This is a genomic window from Corynebacterium poyangense (assembly GCF_014522205.1).
Taxonomy (GTDB): Bacteria; Actinomycetota; Actinomycetes; order Mycobacteriales; family Mycobacteriaceae; genus Corynebacterium; species Corynebacterium poyangense.
Window position 1 is genome coordinate 1762725 of the sequence record NZ_CP046884.1, and the last position, 16024, is coordinate 1778748.

Here is a 16024-nt window from a genome sequence, read left to right on the forward strand (position 1 = left end):
TTTAGCGGCCAAAAGCTCGGTCATGGAGATTTCTCCGAGCCTGTTCTAAGGCAATGATGTCGCTGAAAGCTGAATTATAGGCGTCGGGGTCATCGCCCGGGCGCATTCTTTGCAATTGAAGCTTTAGCTCAGCTATCTGATTGCCCACCTGTACCTCCTGAAGTCGGCACAAGACAGAGTCAATATATCCCTCAAGAGAGGAATTACTGACATGGATGGGCTCAACCACCAGTTCACTAATTAATTCTTGAGCGGTAGGGTCTTGCACTTCTTTTGCCACTGCCACCGGAAAATTTACGCCCTGCTGTGCACCTTCACACCCTCCCACTGCTGCGATAGCCCGAGCAATAGCGCAATATGTGGGATGGCTAAAAGCATTCTCCGAAATACCATCAAAATAGGTCCCCGCAGATTCCGGATATTGCAATGCAGCTTTTAGGCTTTCTCGTTGCGGCCACAAATGAGGTTCTTTAGGGTCTGGCACAGGAAGATGCGCGGACGGTGATTGCTTCATCGATTCCGGGGCGGGCTGTCGACGGACAGCTTTCTTTAATTCTTGTTTCCCTTGGGGGTTGCGCAACTCTCGCTGGACTTGCTGTATAACTTCTCGAGGATCGGACCACCCCACCCATCCGGAAAGCATCCGCGCGTATTCATTGCGCAAAGCGCGGTCACGAATTCCGGCGACAACGGGAACAGTGCGACGAAGAGCTTGGAGGCGGCCTTCTACGGTATCGAGGGAAAAATCCTTCAGCATAGAGCGGATAACGAATTCGAACATCGGGTGGCGGTCAGCCACCAGATCACGAACTGCGGCGTTTCCTCTAGCCAAGCGAAGATCACACGGATCCATACCTTCCGGCGCCACTGCCACAAAGGACTGCCCGGTAAATTTCTGCTCACCAGCAAAAGCTCGCATTGCCGCCTTTTGACCGGCTTCATCCCCATCAAAAGTGTAAATAAGTTCCCCGCGGAAGAAATTGTCATCGAGCATGAGGCGTCGCAGAATTTGTAAGTGATCATCACCAAAAGCCGTGCCACAGGCCGCAACTGCGGTAGTTACTCCCGCAGCGTGCATTGCCATAACATCGGTATACCCCTCAACAACCACGGCTTGGTGCTGCTCAGCGATATTCTTCTTCGCAAGATCAATGCCAAAAAGAACGTGAGATTTCTTATATAGCAAGGTCTCTCGGGTATTAAGGTATTTCCCTAATTTGTCATCCTCATAGAGTTTTCGCGCCCCAAAACCTATAACGTCGCCGGCGAGATTTTTAATAGGCCACAAAAGACGCCGATGAAACTGGTCAATGGGACCACGTTTACCCATCCGCACTAATCCGGCTGCTTCGAGTTCTTTAGGCTCAAACCCTTTACGTACCAGGTGCTTTAATAAGGTATCCCAACCTTGAGGGGCATAGCCGCACTGAAATTGGTGCGCGTGATCTGAGGAAAACCCTCGCTCCATAAGAAATTCTCGCGCCAGGTGGGCTTCGGGGGTTTCCAATTGTTCTTGATAAAACTCATGAGCGGCACGGTTAGCTGCAATAAGGCGTTGCCGAGTTCCGGGTTCTTCTCGTCGCCCTGGACTCCCACCTTCGTAATTGATCTGATACCCAATTTTTTGGGCGCACATTTCTACCGCTTCCGGGAAAGAAACATGCTCCATCTTCATCAAGAAGTCAAAGACATCTCCCCCCTGGTTCGTCGAAAAGCACCGGTAGTAACCATGATTAGGGCGCACATGGAAAGACGGGGTTCGTTCCTCCTTGAATGGGGAAAGCCCCTTCAGCGAGTCTGCACCACCCGGTTTGAGCTGCACATATTCACCCACAATCTCCTCGATAAGAGTTCTTTCGCGAATTTCTTGAATATCGCTCTCGGGTATTCTTCCCTTGGCCATGGGCACTACTGTAACGCGCCAAGTACCTTCCGTGGGACAATCCCCCTATGACTCGACCCTCTTCTTCACGCCTGGGGCTGGCTTCAGCAGCTGCAGCAATCCTTACTCTTGCCGGCGGTTGGATTGGTTTTGATGTCTTGCACCAAGACTCTCCTGACCCCACAACCAACTCCTCGACCTGCCCTTTAGCTTCTTTACCTCGGGAAGCTCAGGACACGGTCAACAAGGTTCACAGCGGGGGTCCGTTTCCGCACCCGGATAATGATGGGGTACGCTTCGGCAATTACGAGGGTCATCTCCCGAAGCAAGCGAAGAACTATTACCGCGAGTACACGGTTTCTACCCCTGGGGTCAACCATCGTGGAGCTCGACGCATTGTTACGGGCGGTGACCCGGCCACTGCCCCTCAGCACTGGTATTACACTGATAATCACTATGAGTCTTTCTGCGAGATTCCCGATGCTAACCATTAATCCGATATTGATTACTTCTCCTGTTTGTACCCGTAGCGACTTTTATTCAGCGGTGGGCGACGCCCTCTGCCACGATCAGCGCCCGGCTCCCCGCAACCTCGACGGGCTTGCAGACCTGTTAAGAGAATTTCGGGTAGAGCAAATTATTTGTGCTCATTGGTGTTTAGAAGAATCCGAGGAAAAAGCTCTGCATAGAATTTTTGAGGACCTCAACATCACGCTTCATCGCTAACGTCTGAGGCTAAATAATATTGAGATATTTAGCGGCAATCCGATCAAGTCTTTCTAATCGGGACTCTGTCATGGAGGCAATGTTGTCAATGACTACTCGATGCGCAGCTGACTCCGATTCCGCTGCCCTCCACCATTGCGCGAACATGGGGTCTAAAGCGCCAGGGGCCCCGGCCATGAGGTAGTCAAAAACCCGGAAGATCCGGTCTCGTTGGCGATCTTGCTTTCCCAGATGAGAAGGTTCATCCATCACGTACAGCACCGCGATGGTTTTCAGGAGTTTAACCTCAGCTGCGGCTTGGTCGGGAATAATGAGATTCCCCCGGTGCCTTCCTAAATCCTCGGGATAGCGGTGCCGGGTAGCGGAGAGCGTCGCGCCGATAAATCGTCCCACCAATTCCGAAGTCATCTTTTTCAGAGCGACAAAACCACCTAAGCTGCCGTCGAACTGTGCCGCTGCACTGACCACCGGCAGCGCCCATAGATTAGCCGCTGCATCCACTAACTCCTCGGGCCTACCGCCAAAAATCCGAGCCCCTTTTTCTGCTAGTGCGGCAAGTTCAACTAGATCTTCAAGAACAGCAAGATGGACTCGCCCAGAAACAATCCCGTCCTCCACATCGTGCACCGAGTAGGCGATATCATCCGCCCAGTCCATCACCTGAGCTTCCATTGATCGACGCCCGCTGTCATTTCCTCCCAGTGGTTTTCGGATCCACTCTAGGATTGATCGATCCTCGTCATAACATCCGTATTTCTTGCGGAGCGAAAGATCAGGAGCAGTCCTAAGCACCGGATATTTACATGCTGCATCTAATGCGGCCCGTGAGAGGTTTAACCCCATAGATTCGCCATGCTGATCCACCACCTTTGGCTCCAGGCGAACAAGGATCCTCAACGTTTGGGCGTTGCCTTCAAAACCACCACAGTCTTCGGCTACCTCATTAAGCGCTGTTTCACCATTGTGACCATAGGGTGGATGCCCAATGTCATGGCATAGACCTGCTAATTCGCAGAGGTCTGGATCCATGCCTAGACCTGCACCTAAACTCCGGGCAATCTGAGCTACCTCAAGGGAATGGGTGAGGCGAGTCCGGGGATTATCTCCGTCGCGCGGCCCTACGACCTGGGTTTTATCAGCTAATCTCCGCAGTGCACCGGAATGCAGCACCCGAGCACGATCCCGCGCAAAAGTCCCCCGACGTTCAACATCCGCACCGGGCCAAGCACTGCCTTTCGCCCCTTCGGCGAAACGGCGTTCAACATCGCCGGGCTGATATGAGTACATAATCTTAGTATTTTAGCCTTGGCCTCGGCTATTCCCAGTAGCTTTTAATTGGGCGTGGCGGGTTTTGTGAGAGGGTCTCAGCCAACCATCGAGGCGTCGTAAAGCGTCCTCACATACCCGAGCAGTGGAGCGTCCAAACACTCTGGCGCAATCCACCACAACCATTCCCCCGATCTCATGAATTAACGTACGAAACCACGATTTATTGGGAAATGTACTTGGGCAGTATGGAGTAGGGTCGGCAACAACCTTAAGACCGCATTCGCGGGCCAGGAGACAAGCTCGCAAACTGTGGTGGGGATCAGTAATAACCGCCAGTTTTTGTTCTTTTAAGTCAGGATGCTCAGCTACCAGATGTTGATAGGACCCTAAGGTATTAAAACCATGCGGGCAGGGCCGCAGCCGCGTGAGCGGAACACCGCTGCGCCGAATATGCTCGACGCCTGCCTCAGCTTCACTAAACCGATCCCCCGGCAATTGTCCACCAATAACCCAAATTTCAAGTTGCGGGTTATCCAATCCCCGTTGGGCCGCGTGATCAAGTCTCGCCGCAAAATACCGCCCCGGAACTCCGTCATACTGAGCTGTGCCCGGAACAATGACCGCATCAACCTCTGGAGCATGGGAACGACAGCGCGAGTGCCATAGAACCCTGGCAGCATTCATCACGAAAACTGCCGGAATAAGACTCAGCACCCCGAGGCTAATAGGTAATCTTTTTGCGGCCACCTTGTCGAGTCTGCCACACTTGTCGTTCTGCGGTGTCTACTGCAGGCACTATCCTGGTTCCCATGACGGCTTTATTCTCCCGGTTTTCTTCAACTCTGCTGCCGCTGTGGGGTCTTAGTTTTAGTTTATGTGCGCTGAGTGCAGTGCTATTAGGCCCTACAACAGCGAGCGCCTTGGAAATCCAGGGCACTGGGCAACCTATCATCATGGCTGAAGCCCCCGCGCGCCTAACTTCACCGCTTACTGACAACGCGGGGGTACTCACTCCAGATCAAAAACAAGAACTTTCCCAGCGTCTCAGTGCCGTCGCTAAGGACACCCAGCGCCCCCTGTATGTGATTTTCCTGTCTTCTCTCGATGGGAAAAGCGCGCAGGAGTGGGTTGAGCAGGCCGGACAGATCAATCGCAGCTCAGACCTCGGAATTCTCGCCATCGCCCCGAAGGAACGCGATGGTGCGGTGTGGGTAGGGAGCAATTGGCCGCACGGTTCGGAGCAAAAAATCTGGGATGCTGCGTACCCGTACCTCGTTGATGAAAACTGGGCGGAGGCAGCCCAGGCGGCAGCTGAAGAAGCAACCCACTCTGGAGAATTATCAGGTGCTTCTCTTGCGTGGTTGGGTGCTGGTGGTGGAGCTGCGGTCGCTGCGGGTGCCGGACTGTGGGGATGGTCGCGCCGTCGACGTCGGACAGATGAGGCTCATTTACTCTCCGATGCCCGCGGTATAGATCCGGCTGATACGCGCACTATTAGCCAGCTCCCCCTGTCGACTTTGGAGCAGCGTGCTCAGGAAGAATTAGTGAGTACCGATGAATCGGTGCGCCGGGCTAAAGAAGAATTGCGCTTAGCGCAGGATGAGTTTGGCCCAGAACGCACCAGACCCTTTAATAGTGCGTTGAATCATTCCTCGTTAACCCTTCAAAAAGCGTTCCAGTTGAGGGAAAAAATCTATGATTCCATCCCGGAGACTGAGGAAGAACGACGTGCGATGCTCGTGGAGATCATTTCTTCTTGTGGGCAAGCTGATCAGGCTTTAGATAAAGAAGCTGATGCCTTCGCTCAGATGCGGACCATGTTGATTGAGGCTCCAAGCAAGGTGGAGAAGCTACGGCAACAAAGCGTCGATATTCGAGCTCGAATTCCCGCGGCTGAGTCCGCCGTAGCGCACCTGAAGACACGGTATCCGGAGTCGGTTATTCACTCGCTTATCGATAATCCCGAAGCAGCCGAAGCGGCACTCACCCAGGCTGAGAAGAAAATTGATGAGGCTAGTCAGTATGTGGATAAACCTGCCGGCCACCAAGAAGGCTTAGTTGATACGATCCGCGACGCCGAACATGCTTTAGAAGTTGCCGAACAACAACTTGCTGCGGTTGAAAATGCAGACCGCGATATTCAGGCCGCGCATAGTGGTTTGTCCAGCCTCTTTGCCGAAATAGAAGCGGAGATCGCCGAAGCCCAGCAGCTTGAAGCCGCCGGTAAACAACAGGGTGTGCCAGCCGATTGGGACAGCTTGGAAAGCCTCATCAGCGAAGCGGAAAACACTGTAGCGCGGATTCGCCCTAACGCTGAGCAAGACCCCCTAAGTTCATACACCGCGCTGACTGATTTAGATGCTCGCCTTGATGAGGCGCTAGATACTGTGCGAGAGCACAATGCTAGTCAGCAACGCCTCGTTGAGCTTTGTGACCGGACAATCGCTACCGCTCAATCGAATATCCGCGCCGCCGAGGACCTTATTTCGACCCGAGGGCGGATTGTTAGTTTAGAAGCGAGGACTGCACTCGCAGAAGCGCAGCGGCTTCTTGCTACCGCCCACACGATGCGGACGAAAGATACCCGTCAAAGCATTGAGTATGGGCGTCAAGCCGGAAATAAAGCGTCTCAAGCATATCGGGCAGCAAAAAATGATATTGATGATTACCGGCGCCACAATTCTGGTCAAGGTAGCTCGGGTGCTTTTGTGGCGGGGATGGTCCTCAATAGCTTGCTCAATGGCGGAGGCCGCGGCTTCGGCGGCGGATTTGGCGGTGGCTTCGGAGGCGGCGGTTTTGGCGGTAGCTTCGGGGGTGGAAGTTCAGCCGGTGGTCGCTTTTAAATCCGCGGACGGCGCACCGGTGAATCCACCAAGACGCAACCCCAGGTCAAAAACACCGCATCTTTTAAGGGCATAGTGTCGTATTCTGGAGCATCGCTGACTTCAACTTTTCCCGATACTCGGGGGCAGACGTGGGCGCAGAGTTGACCGGATTCGTTGATGATGCGCCGCTCTTTCCGCCAAGCACTGATTCGTTCTAGGCGATACTTTCGGCCAGCACAATCAGCGACCAACTGGGAAACCGTCAAACTCTTTTGAATCAGGGTAAAGACTTCACCATCCCCTGAGGTAGCCCGAGCCCGAAAATGCCACGGCCCGGGGCTCGATTCAATAAGTAGGCGCTCCTCGCCAAGGTAAATGACGTCGGAAATCACCGAAGCAACTACTCCGCCTTGCTGGTCTATTAGATCGTTTCCGACCCATATCCATTTACCTTCTCGTTCTTGCATTCTCTAAGCCCAATCGCTTCTTAGCCCAGACTCACAACAGCAATAGCATTGCTATGATGCCCACGATTGCGAAAATCAGGACTGTACCAATGATGGCTTTACTGGTCTTATCCAAACGATATTCCAAGATCAGGCGAACAAACCAACTCAGCGCGATACTGCGGTCAACATCGAGGTAGTCATCATAACCATGATCGAATTCCATAATGGCACGCCGCACACCATTATTTCCTCCAGAGAATTGGGCAAATTTCTCCCCATCAACGGTTTCAATAATCCAATCATTGCGCTGCTCATTAAGCAGTCGTACCTGAACGCCATCAAGATCTGCGCGCAGTTCCTGAGCGGTCTTCACGTTTCCCTGAAGTTGATAGTGCTGCCCACCAGGACGAGTAATTGATGCGCCTTCTTCTTCCTGTTGATGAAGGCGCCAAACCTCCTGGCCTACCTGAGCTTCACCGTCTGGCTCAGCTACCCCAAAGTGCGCCAATATGTCCGGACCGTTGTCTCGAAGCAAATCAGCGCCAGTCTCTGTCCGTCGAGTCCACGAGGTGTAATGCACTTTCTAACACCCAATCAATCGCTGAGCCAGGTAAGTGTTGAGCTCGGAAAGCGGCACGCGTTCTTGAGCCATGGTGTCGCGTTCGCGTACCGTGACTGCTTTATCCTCCAAGGAGTCGAAATCAACGGTCACGCAAAACGGAGTCCCGATTTCATCTTGGCGGCGATAACGCCGACCAATAGCGCCAGAGATGTCGTAGTCCACATTCCACAATCCGCGCAGTTCATTCGCTAGATTTTGGGCTACATCCATCAGTTCTGGCTTCTTAGATAGAGGTAGCACTGCCACCTTGACCGGGGATAGACGGTAGTCGAGCTTCAGAACCACCCGCTTATCTACTCCGCCTTTCGCATTCGGAGCTTCATCTTCATGGTAGGCGTCAACCAAAAACGCCATCATGGCACGGCCTAAGCCGGCAGCCGGTTCAATGACATAGGGAATCCAGCGCTCATTTTCAGTTTGGTCAAAATAACTGAGATCTTCGCCGGAGCCTTCGGCATGGACTCGAAGATCATAGTCCGTCCGGTTTGCCACGCCTTCCAGCTCTCCCCAGGTGGAGCCGGTGAAACCAAAAGCATATTCCACGTCTACGGTACGTTTTGAGTAGTGCGATAGTTTTTCCTTGGGGTGCTCATAGAGGCGAAGATTTTCCGGCTTAATTCCCAAGTCGATGTACCACTGGAGGCGGTTATCAATCCAGTACTGGTGCCATTGCTCATCTTCCCCTGGCTTCACGAAGAATTCCATCTCCATTTGTTCAAATTCGCGAGTGCGGAAAATGAAGTTTCCAGGGGTAATTTCGTTGCGGAAAGATTTACCGATATTTGCGATACCGAAAGGCGGTTTCATCCGAGAGGAAGTCAGGACATTCTTGAAGTTGACGAAGATACCCTGAGCAGTTTCCGGACGAAGATAGTGCAAACCTTCTTCATCATCCACCGGCCCTAGGAAGGTTTTGAGCAGGCCGGAAAAAGCCTTAGGCTCGGTCCACTTTCCGGGTTGTCCTGTTTCTGGATCAGGAATATCCGCTAAGCCGTTTGCCGGCGGATGACCGTGTTTTTCCTCATAGGCTTCAATGAGGTGATCGGCACGATAACGTTTGTGGGTATGGAGAGATTCCACTAAGGGGTCGGTGAAGACTTCTACGTGGCCGGATGATACCCACACTTGGCGCGGCAAAATTACCGACGTATCTACCCCCACCACATCAGGACGAGAAGTCACCATATGGCGCCACCACTGGCGCTTGATATTTTCTTTAAGCTCCACCCCCAAGGGGCCGTAATCCCAGGAGGAGCGGGTACCGCCGTAGATCTCACCACCGGGATACACCAAACCCCGGCGCTTACACAGATTAACTACGGTTTCGATGACGGATTTATTCGCCATAGTCTTTTTCGAACTCCTCATGAACTACTGGAATCGGACATCAAGCTTTCTCACACTCTTCGACGAATCAGCCGAAAAGCTCAACGATGCTTGGAAGCACACTTCATTCTAAACGACCGCCCGGGGGTCTTCGTGGTATAGCCTAGTTGAAGCCGCAGGTGTTAAAATTCGTTCCTTTTTAGTACCCTATAATGCAAAGTCTTCTTAACCCCCTGCGGATTGGATTGACCTAAATCATCTAGAATTTTGAACGGATTCTGCACAAGAGTGGAATGGTGTCTAATTCAGTGAGCAATAACTTTCAACACGCGCTAAGCCCAGAGGACCTTAAGCGCGTCGCATATATTATTGGTGCGCTTAACTCTCCCTTGCGCACCCAAATTATCCTAATGCTTTCCCAAGAGCCCCTATATGTTCACCAGATTGTGAAAGCTCTTGATCAAAGTCAACCCCTTGTGAGCCAACATCTGCGGGTGCTGAAAGAAGCTGGAATTGTTGCCCCGACCCGCCATGGAAAACAAGTGGTGTACCACTTAATTCGAACAGATATTCCGGATTTTCTTGCCTGGGTAGCACATAGTAGCGCACCGGTTAGTTCGACGACCGCAGAAGCGCCTCGCCATGGTGATGATGATCTTGCCTCGTTGAGGAAGAAAAAGATCGCGGCAGAAAAAGAGACGACACGCAGCGAAAAGGATACCGACGCTTCAGGTAGTGACCATGCGCTTGGAGCAGCGGCCATTGTTCGTCCAATGGCGGAAATCGACACTATCCCAGACCCTTCCCCGGCGCCGACTCCCGGCTTTTCGCCGATGGATCCCTGTTGATAATTTTCAATTAATTTCCAACAAGAGGTGTTCCAGCTAAACTGGCACTAAACCAACCATAGAGATTGTTGTGAGGTGTCAGTGACGGTGCCAGTTCTAGGACATAATGTTCCCAAACTAGGAACAAGGAATACGTGGCAACGAAGTGCCATTATTCACGTTCTGCAGGATTTAGAAAAGTTTAGTTCGGCAAAAGATATTTATTCAGAACTACTCAAGCGTGACAAGAAGGTCGGACTCACCACGGTTTATCGGACTTTGCAGTCCTTGGCTGAGGTTGATGCCGTTGATGTCCTTAATATTTCCGGCGGGGAGACGCTGTATCGACGCTGTGAGACGGACTCCCATCATCACCATTTGGTATGTACTAAGTGCGGAAAAGCTGAGGAGATAGCTGGTGGCCCGGTAGAAAAATGGGCTAAATCCATTGCTCGGGAATTTGGCTACACCCTTACCGGACATGATGCTGAAGTGTATGGGCTATGCCCTAGCTGTAGCTCACCCAGCGACTTGCCCAAAGACTAGTCCCAGACCCCAGGTGACCGCAGCTGCACCCAGACCAATGAAGAGTTGACGAAACGCCCTGCTGAGAGGAGGTTTTCCGGAGAGTATTCCGGTAATACCGCCGGTGCATAATAGTGCCAGGGCTACTAGAACCAACGCAATTATTCCGGCAGTTTCAAGTCTCAAACCGAAAAGGAAAGGCAGAACTGGGAGCAATGCGCCACTGGCGAAGCAGAAGAAGCTTGATATAGCTGCTTGCCAGGCGCCTCCCGTCCCAATGGCGTTGCCTTGACCGCGACCAAAAGTATCTGAATGCCGCTGATCTCCATCTTTAATCAGCGTTCGGAACACATTATGCGCTCGTTCCTCGGCTTCTTCCTGGCTCATTCCTCGGGCCCGGTACACCAACGCCAGCTCATTGGCGTCGACATCTAACTCTGGCAATACGGCGCTGGTGGCTTCATCCGGTTCTGAAGCTTCAAGGAGCTCTTCTTGGGACTTTACTGAGATATACTCCCCTGCAGCCATGGATAAGGCTCCGGATAGCAACCCAGAAATGCCAGTCAGCAAGACGATGTTGCTGCTCACGCCGGATCCCATGACACCCATTACGAGGGCCAGGTTAGAAACTAAACCATCATTGGCTCCAAAAACCGCAGCGCGGAAAGCCCCGGACATCTGTTCTCGGCCACGTGCAGCTAAGCCACGCACTACTTCAGCATGGATTCTTTCGTCTGCTGCTATTTGGTGTGACGCATCGGCGTCGTCCACATAGGCTGATCGCGACTCTGCATTTTGCATCATGGCGAGCACAAAGACTGAACCGAATCGGCGGGCGAGGAATCCCATGAACCGGGTCGATAAATCAGGCTGTCGCGGCATTCCCACATGGTCGCCTAGCTTGGTGCGCCAATAGTGCTCGTGACGAGATTCGGAGTGAGCCAGGGCTAACAAGATTTCTCGTTCTTCCCCAGTTTTGCGGTGAGCGAGTTCTCGGTACACCGCGGCTTCTGCCCGCTCATTGGCCAAATAACGTCTCCACCTGGCAATTTGCCGCCGCGACGGGATAGATGCATCATGCTGGTCGGTCATGTTGTCATTCATCGAGTGCCCCCAAAACGTCGATCACGTCGCGCATACTCCTCAACAGCGCTAAAGATATCCTCGGCCCGGACATCGGGGAAAAGTTTATCTTGATAAATCATCTCAGCATAAGCGGATTGCCACAGTAAGAAATTAGAAATCCGCTTTTCCCCGCTTGGCCGCAGAAAGAGATCAACATCAGGCATATCCGGTTCGTCGAGCCATTGAGAAAAGTTCTTCTCTGAGATCTGATCTGGCCTAAGCTCTCCCGCCGCAACTTGGCGAGCAATAGATTTTGCCGCGTCAACAATTTCCGCCCGACCGCCATAATTCACGCACATGGCTAAGGTCATTCGAGTATTATTCGCGGTTAGACGCTCCGCCTCCTCTAGCTCCCGAATCACGGATCGCCATAATCGGGGGCGACGTCCGGCCCACCGTATCCGAACCCCTTTGTCGTGCAATATATCGCGTTCTCGTCGCAAAACATCACGAGAAAATCCCATCAGGAATCGAACCTCGTCTGCAGAGCGGCGCCAGTTTTCGGTAGAAAAAGCATAGGCGGATAAGTAGGATACGCCGAGCGCCAGGCAGGCGTCGACGGCTTCCATTAACACTGCCTCGCCGCGCTTATGGCCCTCAGTTCGTGGCAAACCACGCTCTTGGGCCCAGCGTCCGTTGCCGTCCATCACTAGAGCAATATGGTTCGGGATGAACTCACGCGGGATATTCGGGGGAACCAAATCAGTCACGAAACTATTGTGCCATGTCTAAGCCTCATCGAAAATAGCCAGGCTAGGAAGACGTGTTTCAAGGTGCCAGCGCAGGTGGACAGCGCTGAGCTTATGGATGCTGAGCAGGTATTCTGGATGCTCTCGGACTGTCTCGAGGACCACATCGCGGTGGCCTTCTTGGAGCAACCACATCAGGTGCAAAACCTCCGGATCGATATTAAAGGATCCGGGAGGACGGCAGTACTGACACACTGCACCGCCGGAGAGCGGATGAAAGGATCGGTGCGGTCCCGGGGCATTGCACTGGGCACAATAAAACAAACTCGGTGACCAGCCTGAAATTTTCATCACGTGGAGGATAAAGATATCCAAATCCAACACCGGCTCTGGGCTGTGCTGAATGCTAGTCAAGGCACGGGTGACTGAGGAATAGAGTTCTGGATCAGGATCGGCATGGGCGAGACTTTCGGCGATTTCCAGCATCGCACAGGCCGCCGTATAACGTTGATAGTCCTCAATAATCCCTGACCCAAAGTATCGAACGGTATCTGCACCGCTTAGTGTTGCTAAATTCTTTCCCGGATAAAGGAGAACATCAAGTTCCACGAAGGGCTGAACCCGAGAGCCAAATCGAGATTTTGCCCGACGTACCCCTCGAGCCACTGACCGAACCACTCCATGGTGCTGAGTGAGCAGCACGACCACCCGGTCTGCTTCAGCGAAATCATAGCTGCGGATAACCACGGCTTGATCTCGGTAACTACCGCGGCGGGCCACCTTAAAAACCTAAGCGACCAAGGGATTTAGGGTCTGATTGCCAATTCTTGAGCACTTTGATCCGCAGATCTAGATAAACATTGCTCCCGAGAATGTCCATGATCTCTGGCCGGGCTTGGTACACGATTCGACGCAGGCGTCGATTATCCGGCCCAGCCAAAATCTTGCGTTGACCAGGGCGTTCCACGTAGATCACGGCATGAACGTTCTGGACTCCTTCCCGCTCTGGGTGAGGAAGAATTTCATCAATTTCCACTGCCACAGAATGAGGAAGCTCTTCTCTGAGCCCGGTGAGTGCTGCTTCACGGATAATTTCCGCTAGCCGCGTCATAGTATCTTCATCGGTGACGTGGTCTTCGGGGTAAAAGCGCGGGCCTTCAGGAAGCAAGGTAGTAATGACGTCCACGAGCACGTCAATTTGTTCCCCCGAGCTTGCCGACACCGGAACCACGTCAATGTCTCCCCCTAGAAACTCATGAACGTTCACGAGTTGTTCGGCTACGTGATCACGAGAAACCTTATCTATTTTGGTAACTATTCCCAACAACGGGGTGCGCGGGGCTACTCTTTTCACCGCATCAATAATCCAGCGATCCCCTGGCCCTATTTTTTCGTCTGCCGGAATACAGATCCCAATGACGTCAACATCAGCATAGGTGTCTTTCACCATGTCGTTGAGCCGTTCACCCAACAAAGTTCTGGGACGATGCAGCCCAGGCGTGTCTACCACAATGATCTGAGCATTCTCACGGTGAACCAGCCCCCGAATCGGGTGACGGGTGGTTTCCGGCTGGTTAGCGGTAATCGCAATTTTCTGCCCCACCAAGGCATTGGTGAGAGTTGATTTACCGGTGTTAGGGCGTCCAACGAAACTGATAAATCCAGAACGGAATCCGTCCGGGGTGTCGCTAAAAGTGCTGATCTTTTTCCTACTTCCCACAAAGGTGTTGCCAAAACAATAGAGGAATACTGTGAATCCCGCTCAATCGCGGGAAACACCTCCTCAACTGATCTTAGTCATGGCACAATAGCCGTTATGACTCACGCTCTTTCCCAGCATCGCACATTGGTTATTCATCGACCTAACGGTTTCAAGAAAAACGAAGTGTGCATTAGCTCTACTGATGGTGAAATTGTGGGACGTATCCGTTCTGGTGAAAGCAAAGCCAAGCAAATGATGATGGGGAATCGACACATCATTGTTTCCGAGGAAACCACACACACAGATGTTCTTCACGTTGTTGATCCCCCCGATTTTTTCCGCGACACCCTCGAGGTCAAAGATCCCTCCGGACGGCGTTTAGCGCTCCTCAAGAATGCACCGCGCCTGAGAAAGAAACAGCTGAATGTGCATACTGACTCCCAAGACTATGTGGTGCAGGGTAACCTCAGCGAGCGGGAATTTATTCTAAGCACTGACTTTTCCGATCCCCAGTGCACCATCATGACTATGTCGAAGCAGTGGACGGGTCTGAAGAAAGCCTTGTTCGGGAGTGCGGACTATATTTTGAGTTTCCGGGAAGGGTTGGATGATTCCACGCACCTCTTAGCGTTAGGGATCGGGCTAGCTGTTGATATGCAACAGCTCAAGAAAGAAAGTGTCCTTCTCACCACCGTGTTAGCAGCAACAGGCTAGAGGTTACGCCGAGGTTCTAGGCTTCTTCTTCCCTCGCCGGGGTTACAAGCTCCACGACAACAGTATGAATTCTGAGGCGTCCACGTCGATCAGTTGCCCCTTCCGCGGTGAGTTTTAATCCCTCTGTTTCCACTGTGGAGCCGGGAAGCGGCACCCGCCCCATGGAGTAGGCCAGTAAACCCGCAACTGTATCGACCTGGTCTAAGGTATCTTCGCTAAATTCAATCTCGTCACCGGCGTCTTCACTGATGGCTTCTTGAAGATCATCCAAGCTCAATCGGGCCACACAACGCCACGACCGCTGGCCTATCTTCTCCACTGGAGCTAGTTCACGAGTGTCATACTCATCCGAGATTTCACCAACAATCTCTTCTAAGATGTCCTCCATTGTTACCAACCCAGATATCGCGCCATATTCATCAACCAAAACAGCAATATGATTTCGCGCTTTTTGCATCTCATGCAATAACGCATCGAGCGGTTTAGAATCCGGCACAAACACCGGGCTACGCATCACCTCGGCAACAATAACTGACCGTCCCCCATCGCTAAGATGATAGGTGCGTTGCACCAAATCCTTGAGATACACCACGCCCACGACGTCATCGGTGTTATCACCTATCACCGGAATCCGAGAATGCCCCGAGCGAACACATAAAGAAGTGGCTTGGCCAGCGGTTTTATCTGCTTCAATCCAGATCATCTCCGGGCGCGGCACCATCACCATCCGGGCGGTGGTCGAGGCAAGGTCAAACACGTTTTGGATCATGCGTCGTTCCTCTACTTCGACGACGCCATGTTCTTGGGCGATGTCTACCATTTCCCGCAATTCCACTTCCGTGGCATAGGGCCCATCCCGAAAACCTGGCCCCGGGGCAAGAATATTGCCCACCCGAATCAGGAGTCTGGCAATAGGCCCAAAGATCCTCGCCATCACCTGCAACACCAGTGCCGAAGCTAAACAAATGGTGTAGGGATTTTTTCGGCCGAGCGTTCGAGCAAAAACGCCAATAACGGCGAAGGAGACCAAGCCGACGAGGACAATAGCGGCAACGATAGACCACCCGGAATTTCCCCATATTTTGGTAGCTACTGCGGCGGCGAAAATGGCGGCGGTGGCATCAAACAGGGTTCGGATGAGAACCAGGAGGTTAATATGAACAGCGCGATCATCAATCACTCTCAATAACGTTGCTGCACCGCGGCGCTCATCTTTAAAGAGTTGTTCTACTCGAGCTCGGGAGATAGACGACACCGCGGATTCCAAGGTTCCCACCAACCCGGCGAGGGCCAGGGCCGATAAGGTCACCAAAATGAGTACCGCTATGGGATAACTCACTGTT

General features: G+C 52.5%; 17 protein-coding genes. 6 read left to right on the plus strand and 11 right to left on the minus strand.

Annotated features, from left to right (window positions below; translation table 11 throughout):
- Position 1 precedes the first annotated feature (1 nt).
- The gene (dnaG, locus tag GP475_RS08255) at positions 2-1903 is read right to left on the minus strand and encodes a DNA primase (RefSeq protein WP_187973942.1); all 1902 of its coding nucleotides are present in this window, start codon (positions 1901-1903) and stop codon (positions 2-4) included.
- 47 nt (positions 1904-1950) lie between these two features.
- Here dnaG and GP475_RS08260 point away from each other — a divergent pair, with 47 nt between their 5' ends.
- Both GP475_RS08260 and GP475_RS08265 read left to right on the plus strand, forming a co-directional pair.
- Positions 1951-2376 carry a ribonuclease domain-containing protein gene (locus GP475_RS08260; RefSeq protein WP_187973943.1) on the plus strand — a complete coding sequence of 142 codons (426 nt, stop codon included), beginning with the start codon at positions 1951-1953 and terminating at the stop codon, positions 2374-2376.
- On the plus strand, positions 2339-2608 hold the full coding sequence (locus GP475_RS08265; RefSeq protein ID WP_262485156.1) for a hypothetical protein: 270 nt from the start codon (positions 2339-2341) through the stop codon (positions 2606-2608). The genes GP475_RS08260 and GP475_RS08265 overlap by 38 nt, the downstream gene beginning before the upstream one ends.
- 9 nt (positions 2609-2617) lie before the next feature.
- Here GP475_RS08265 and GP475_RS08270 read toward each other — a convergent pair whose 3' ends face one another.
- Together GP475_RS08270 and GP475_RS08275 are read right to left on the minus strand one after the other, a co-directional pair.
- Positions 2618-3895, minus strand: coding sequence for a deoxyguanosinetriphosphate triphosphohydrolase (locus GP475_RS08270; protein ID WP_187973944.1), 1278 nt, complete (start codon positions 3893-3895; stop codon positions 2618-2620).
- Positions 3896-3907: 12 nt separating this feature from the next.
- A complete protein-coding gene (locus tag GP475_RS08275; RefSeq protein WP_187973945.1) occupies positions 3908-4624 on the minus strand; it encodes a YdcF family protein in 717 nt (238 codons plus the stop codon).
- Positions 4625-4686: 62 nt separating this feature from the next.
- Between GP475_RS08275 and GP475_RS08280 the strand changes: the two genes are divergently transcribed.
- Entirely contained in the window at positions 4687-6720 is a 2034-nt protein-coding gene (locus GP475_RS08280; protein WP_187973946.1) for a TPM domain-containing protein, read from the plus strand.
- Here the strand turns inward: GP475_RS08280 and GP475_RS08285 are convergent.
- Genes GP475_RS08285 through GP475_RS08295 form a run of 3 tightly spaced genes read right to left on the minus strand, consistent with a single transcriptional unit; the run spans position 6717 to position 9120 of the window.
- Complete coding sequence (locus GP475_RS08285; protein ID WP_187973947.1) at positions 6717-7169, minus strand: hypothetical protein; 453 nt, start codon at positions 7167-7169, stop codon at positions 6717-6719. The genes GP475_RS08280 and GP475_RS08285 overlap by 4 nt on opposite strands.
- Before the next feature lie 31 nt (positions 7170-7200).
- On the minus strand, positions 7201-7731 hold the full coding sequence (locus tag GP475_RS08290) for a hypothetical protein (RefSeq protein ID WP_187973948.1): 531 nt from the start codon (positions 7729-7731) through the stop codon (positions 7201-7203).
- A 3-nt stretch (positions 7732-7734) separates the two neighbouring features.
- Positions 7735-9120 carry a glycine--tRNA ligase gene (locus tag GP475_RS08295; protein ID WP_187973949.1) on the minus strand — a complete coding sequence of 462 codons (1386 nt, stop codon included), beginning with the start codon at positions 9118-9120 and terminating at the stop codon, positions 7735-7737.
- Positions 9121-9407: 287 nt separating this feature from the next.
- Between GP475_RS08295 and GP475_RS08300 the strand changes: the two genes are divergently transcribed.
- Both GP475_RS08300 and GP475_RS08305 read left to right on the plus strand, forming a co-directional pair.
- Complete coding sequence (locus tag GP475_RS08300) at positions 9408-9947, plus strand: ArsR/SmtB family transcription factor (RefSeq protein WP_224400732.1); 540 nt, start codon at positions 9408-9410, stop codon at positions 9945-9947.
- An 87-nt stretch (positions 9948-10034) separates the two neighbouring features.
- A complete protein-coding gene (locus GP475_RS08305) occupies positions 10035-10472 on the plus strand; it encodes a Fur family transcriptional regulator (protein WP_187975867.1) in 438 nt (145 codons plus the stop codon).
- Here the strand turns inward: GP475_RS08305 and GP475_RS08310 are convergent.
- The 4 genes from GP475_RS08310 to era are packed head-to-tail and all read right to left on the minus strand — an operon-like array spanning position 10446 to position 13985.
- Complete coding sequence (locus GP475_RS08310) at positions 10446-11555, minus strand: VIT1/CCC1 transporter family protein (protein WP_394367378.1); 1110 nt, start codon at positions 11553-11555, stop codon at positions 10446-10448. The two genes, GP475_RS08305 and GP475_RS08310, sit on opposite strands and share 27 nt — an antisense overlap.
- The gene (locus tag GP475_RS08315; RefSeq protein ID WP_187973951.1) at positions 11552-12286 is read right to left on the minus strand and encodes an isoprenyl transferase; all 735 of its coding nucleotides are present in this window, start codon (positions 12284-12286) and stop codon (positions 11552-11554) included. The genes GP475_RS08310 and GP475_RS08315 overlap by 4 nt, the downstream gene beginning before the upstream one ends.
- Before the next feature lie 18 nt (positions 12287-12304).
- Positions 12305-13045, minus strand: coding sequence for a DNA repair protein RecO (gene recO, locus GP475_RS08320; RefSeq protein ID WP_187973952.1), 741 nt, complete (start codon positions 13043-13045; stop codon positions 12305-12307).
- Between the two features lies 1 nt (position 13046).
- Positions 13047-13985, minus strand: a complete 939-nt coding sequence (gene era / locus GP475_RS08325; RefSeq protein ID WP_224400731.1) for a GTPase Era — start codon at positions 13983-13985, stop codon at positions 13047-13049.
- A 96-nt stretch (positions 13986-14081) separates the two neighbouring features.
- On the opposite strand from era, the gene GP475_RS08330 reads away from it, so the two are divergent.
- A complete protein-coding gene (locus GP475_RS08330; RefSeq protein WP_187973953.1) occupies positions 14082-14681 on the plus strand; it encodes a hypothetical protein in 600 nt (199 codons plus the stop codon).
- A 16-nt stretch (positions 14682-14697) separates the two neighbouring features.
- Here GP475_RS08330 and GP475_RS08335 read toward each other — a convergent pair whose 3' ends face one another.
- Positions 14698-16020, minus strand: a complete 1323-nt coding sequence (locus GP475_RS08335) for a hemolysin family protein (RefSeq protein ID WP_262485157.1) — start codon at positions 16018-16020, stop codon at positions 14698-14700.
- Between the last annotated feature and the right edge of the window lie 4 nt (positions 16021-16024).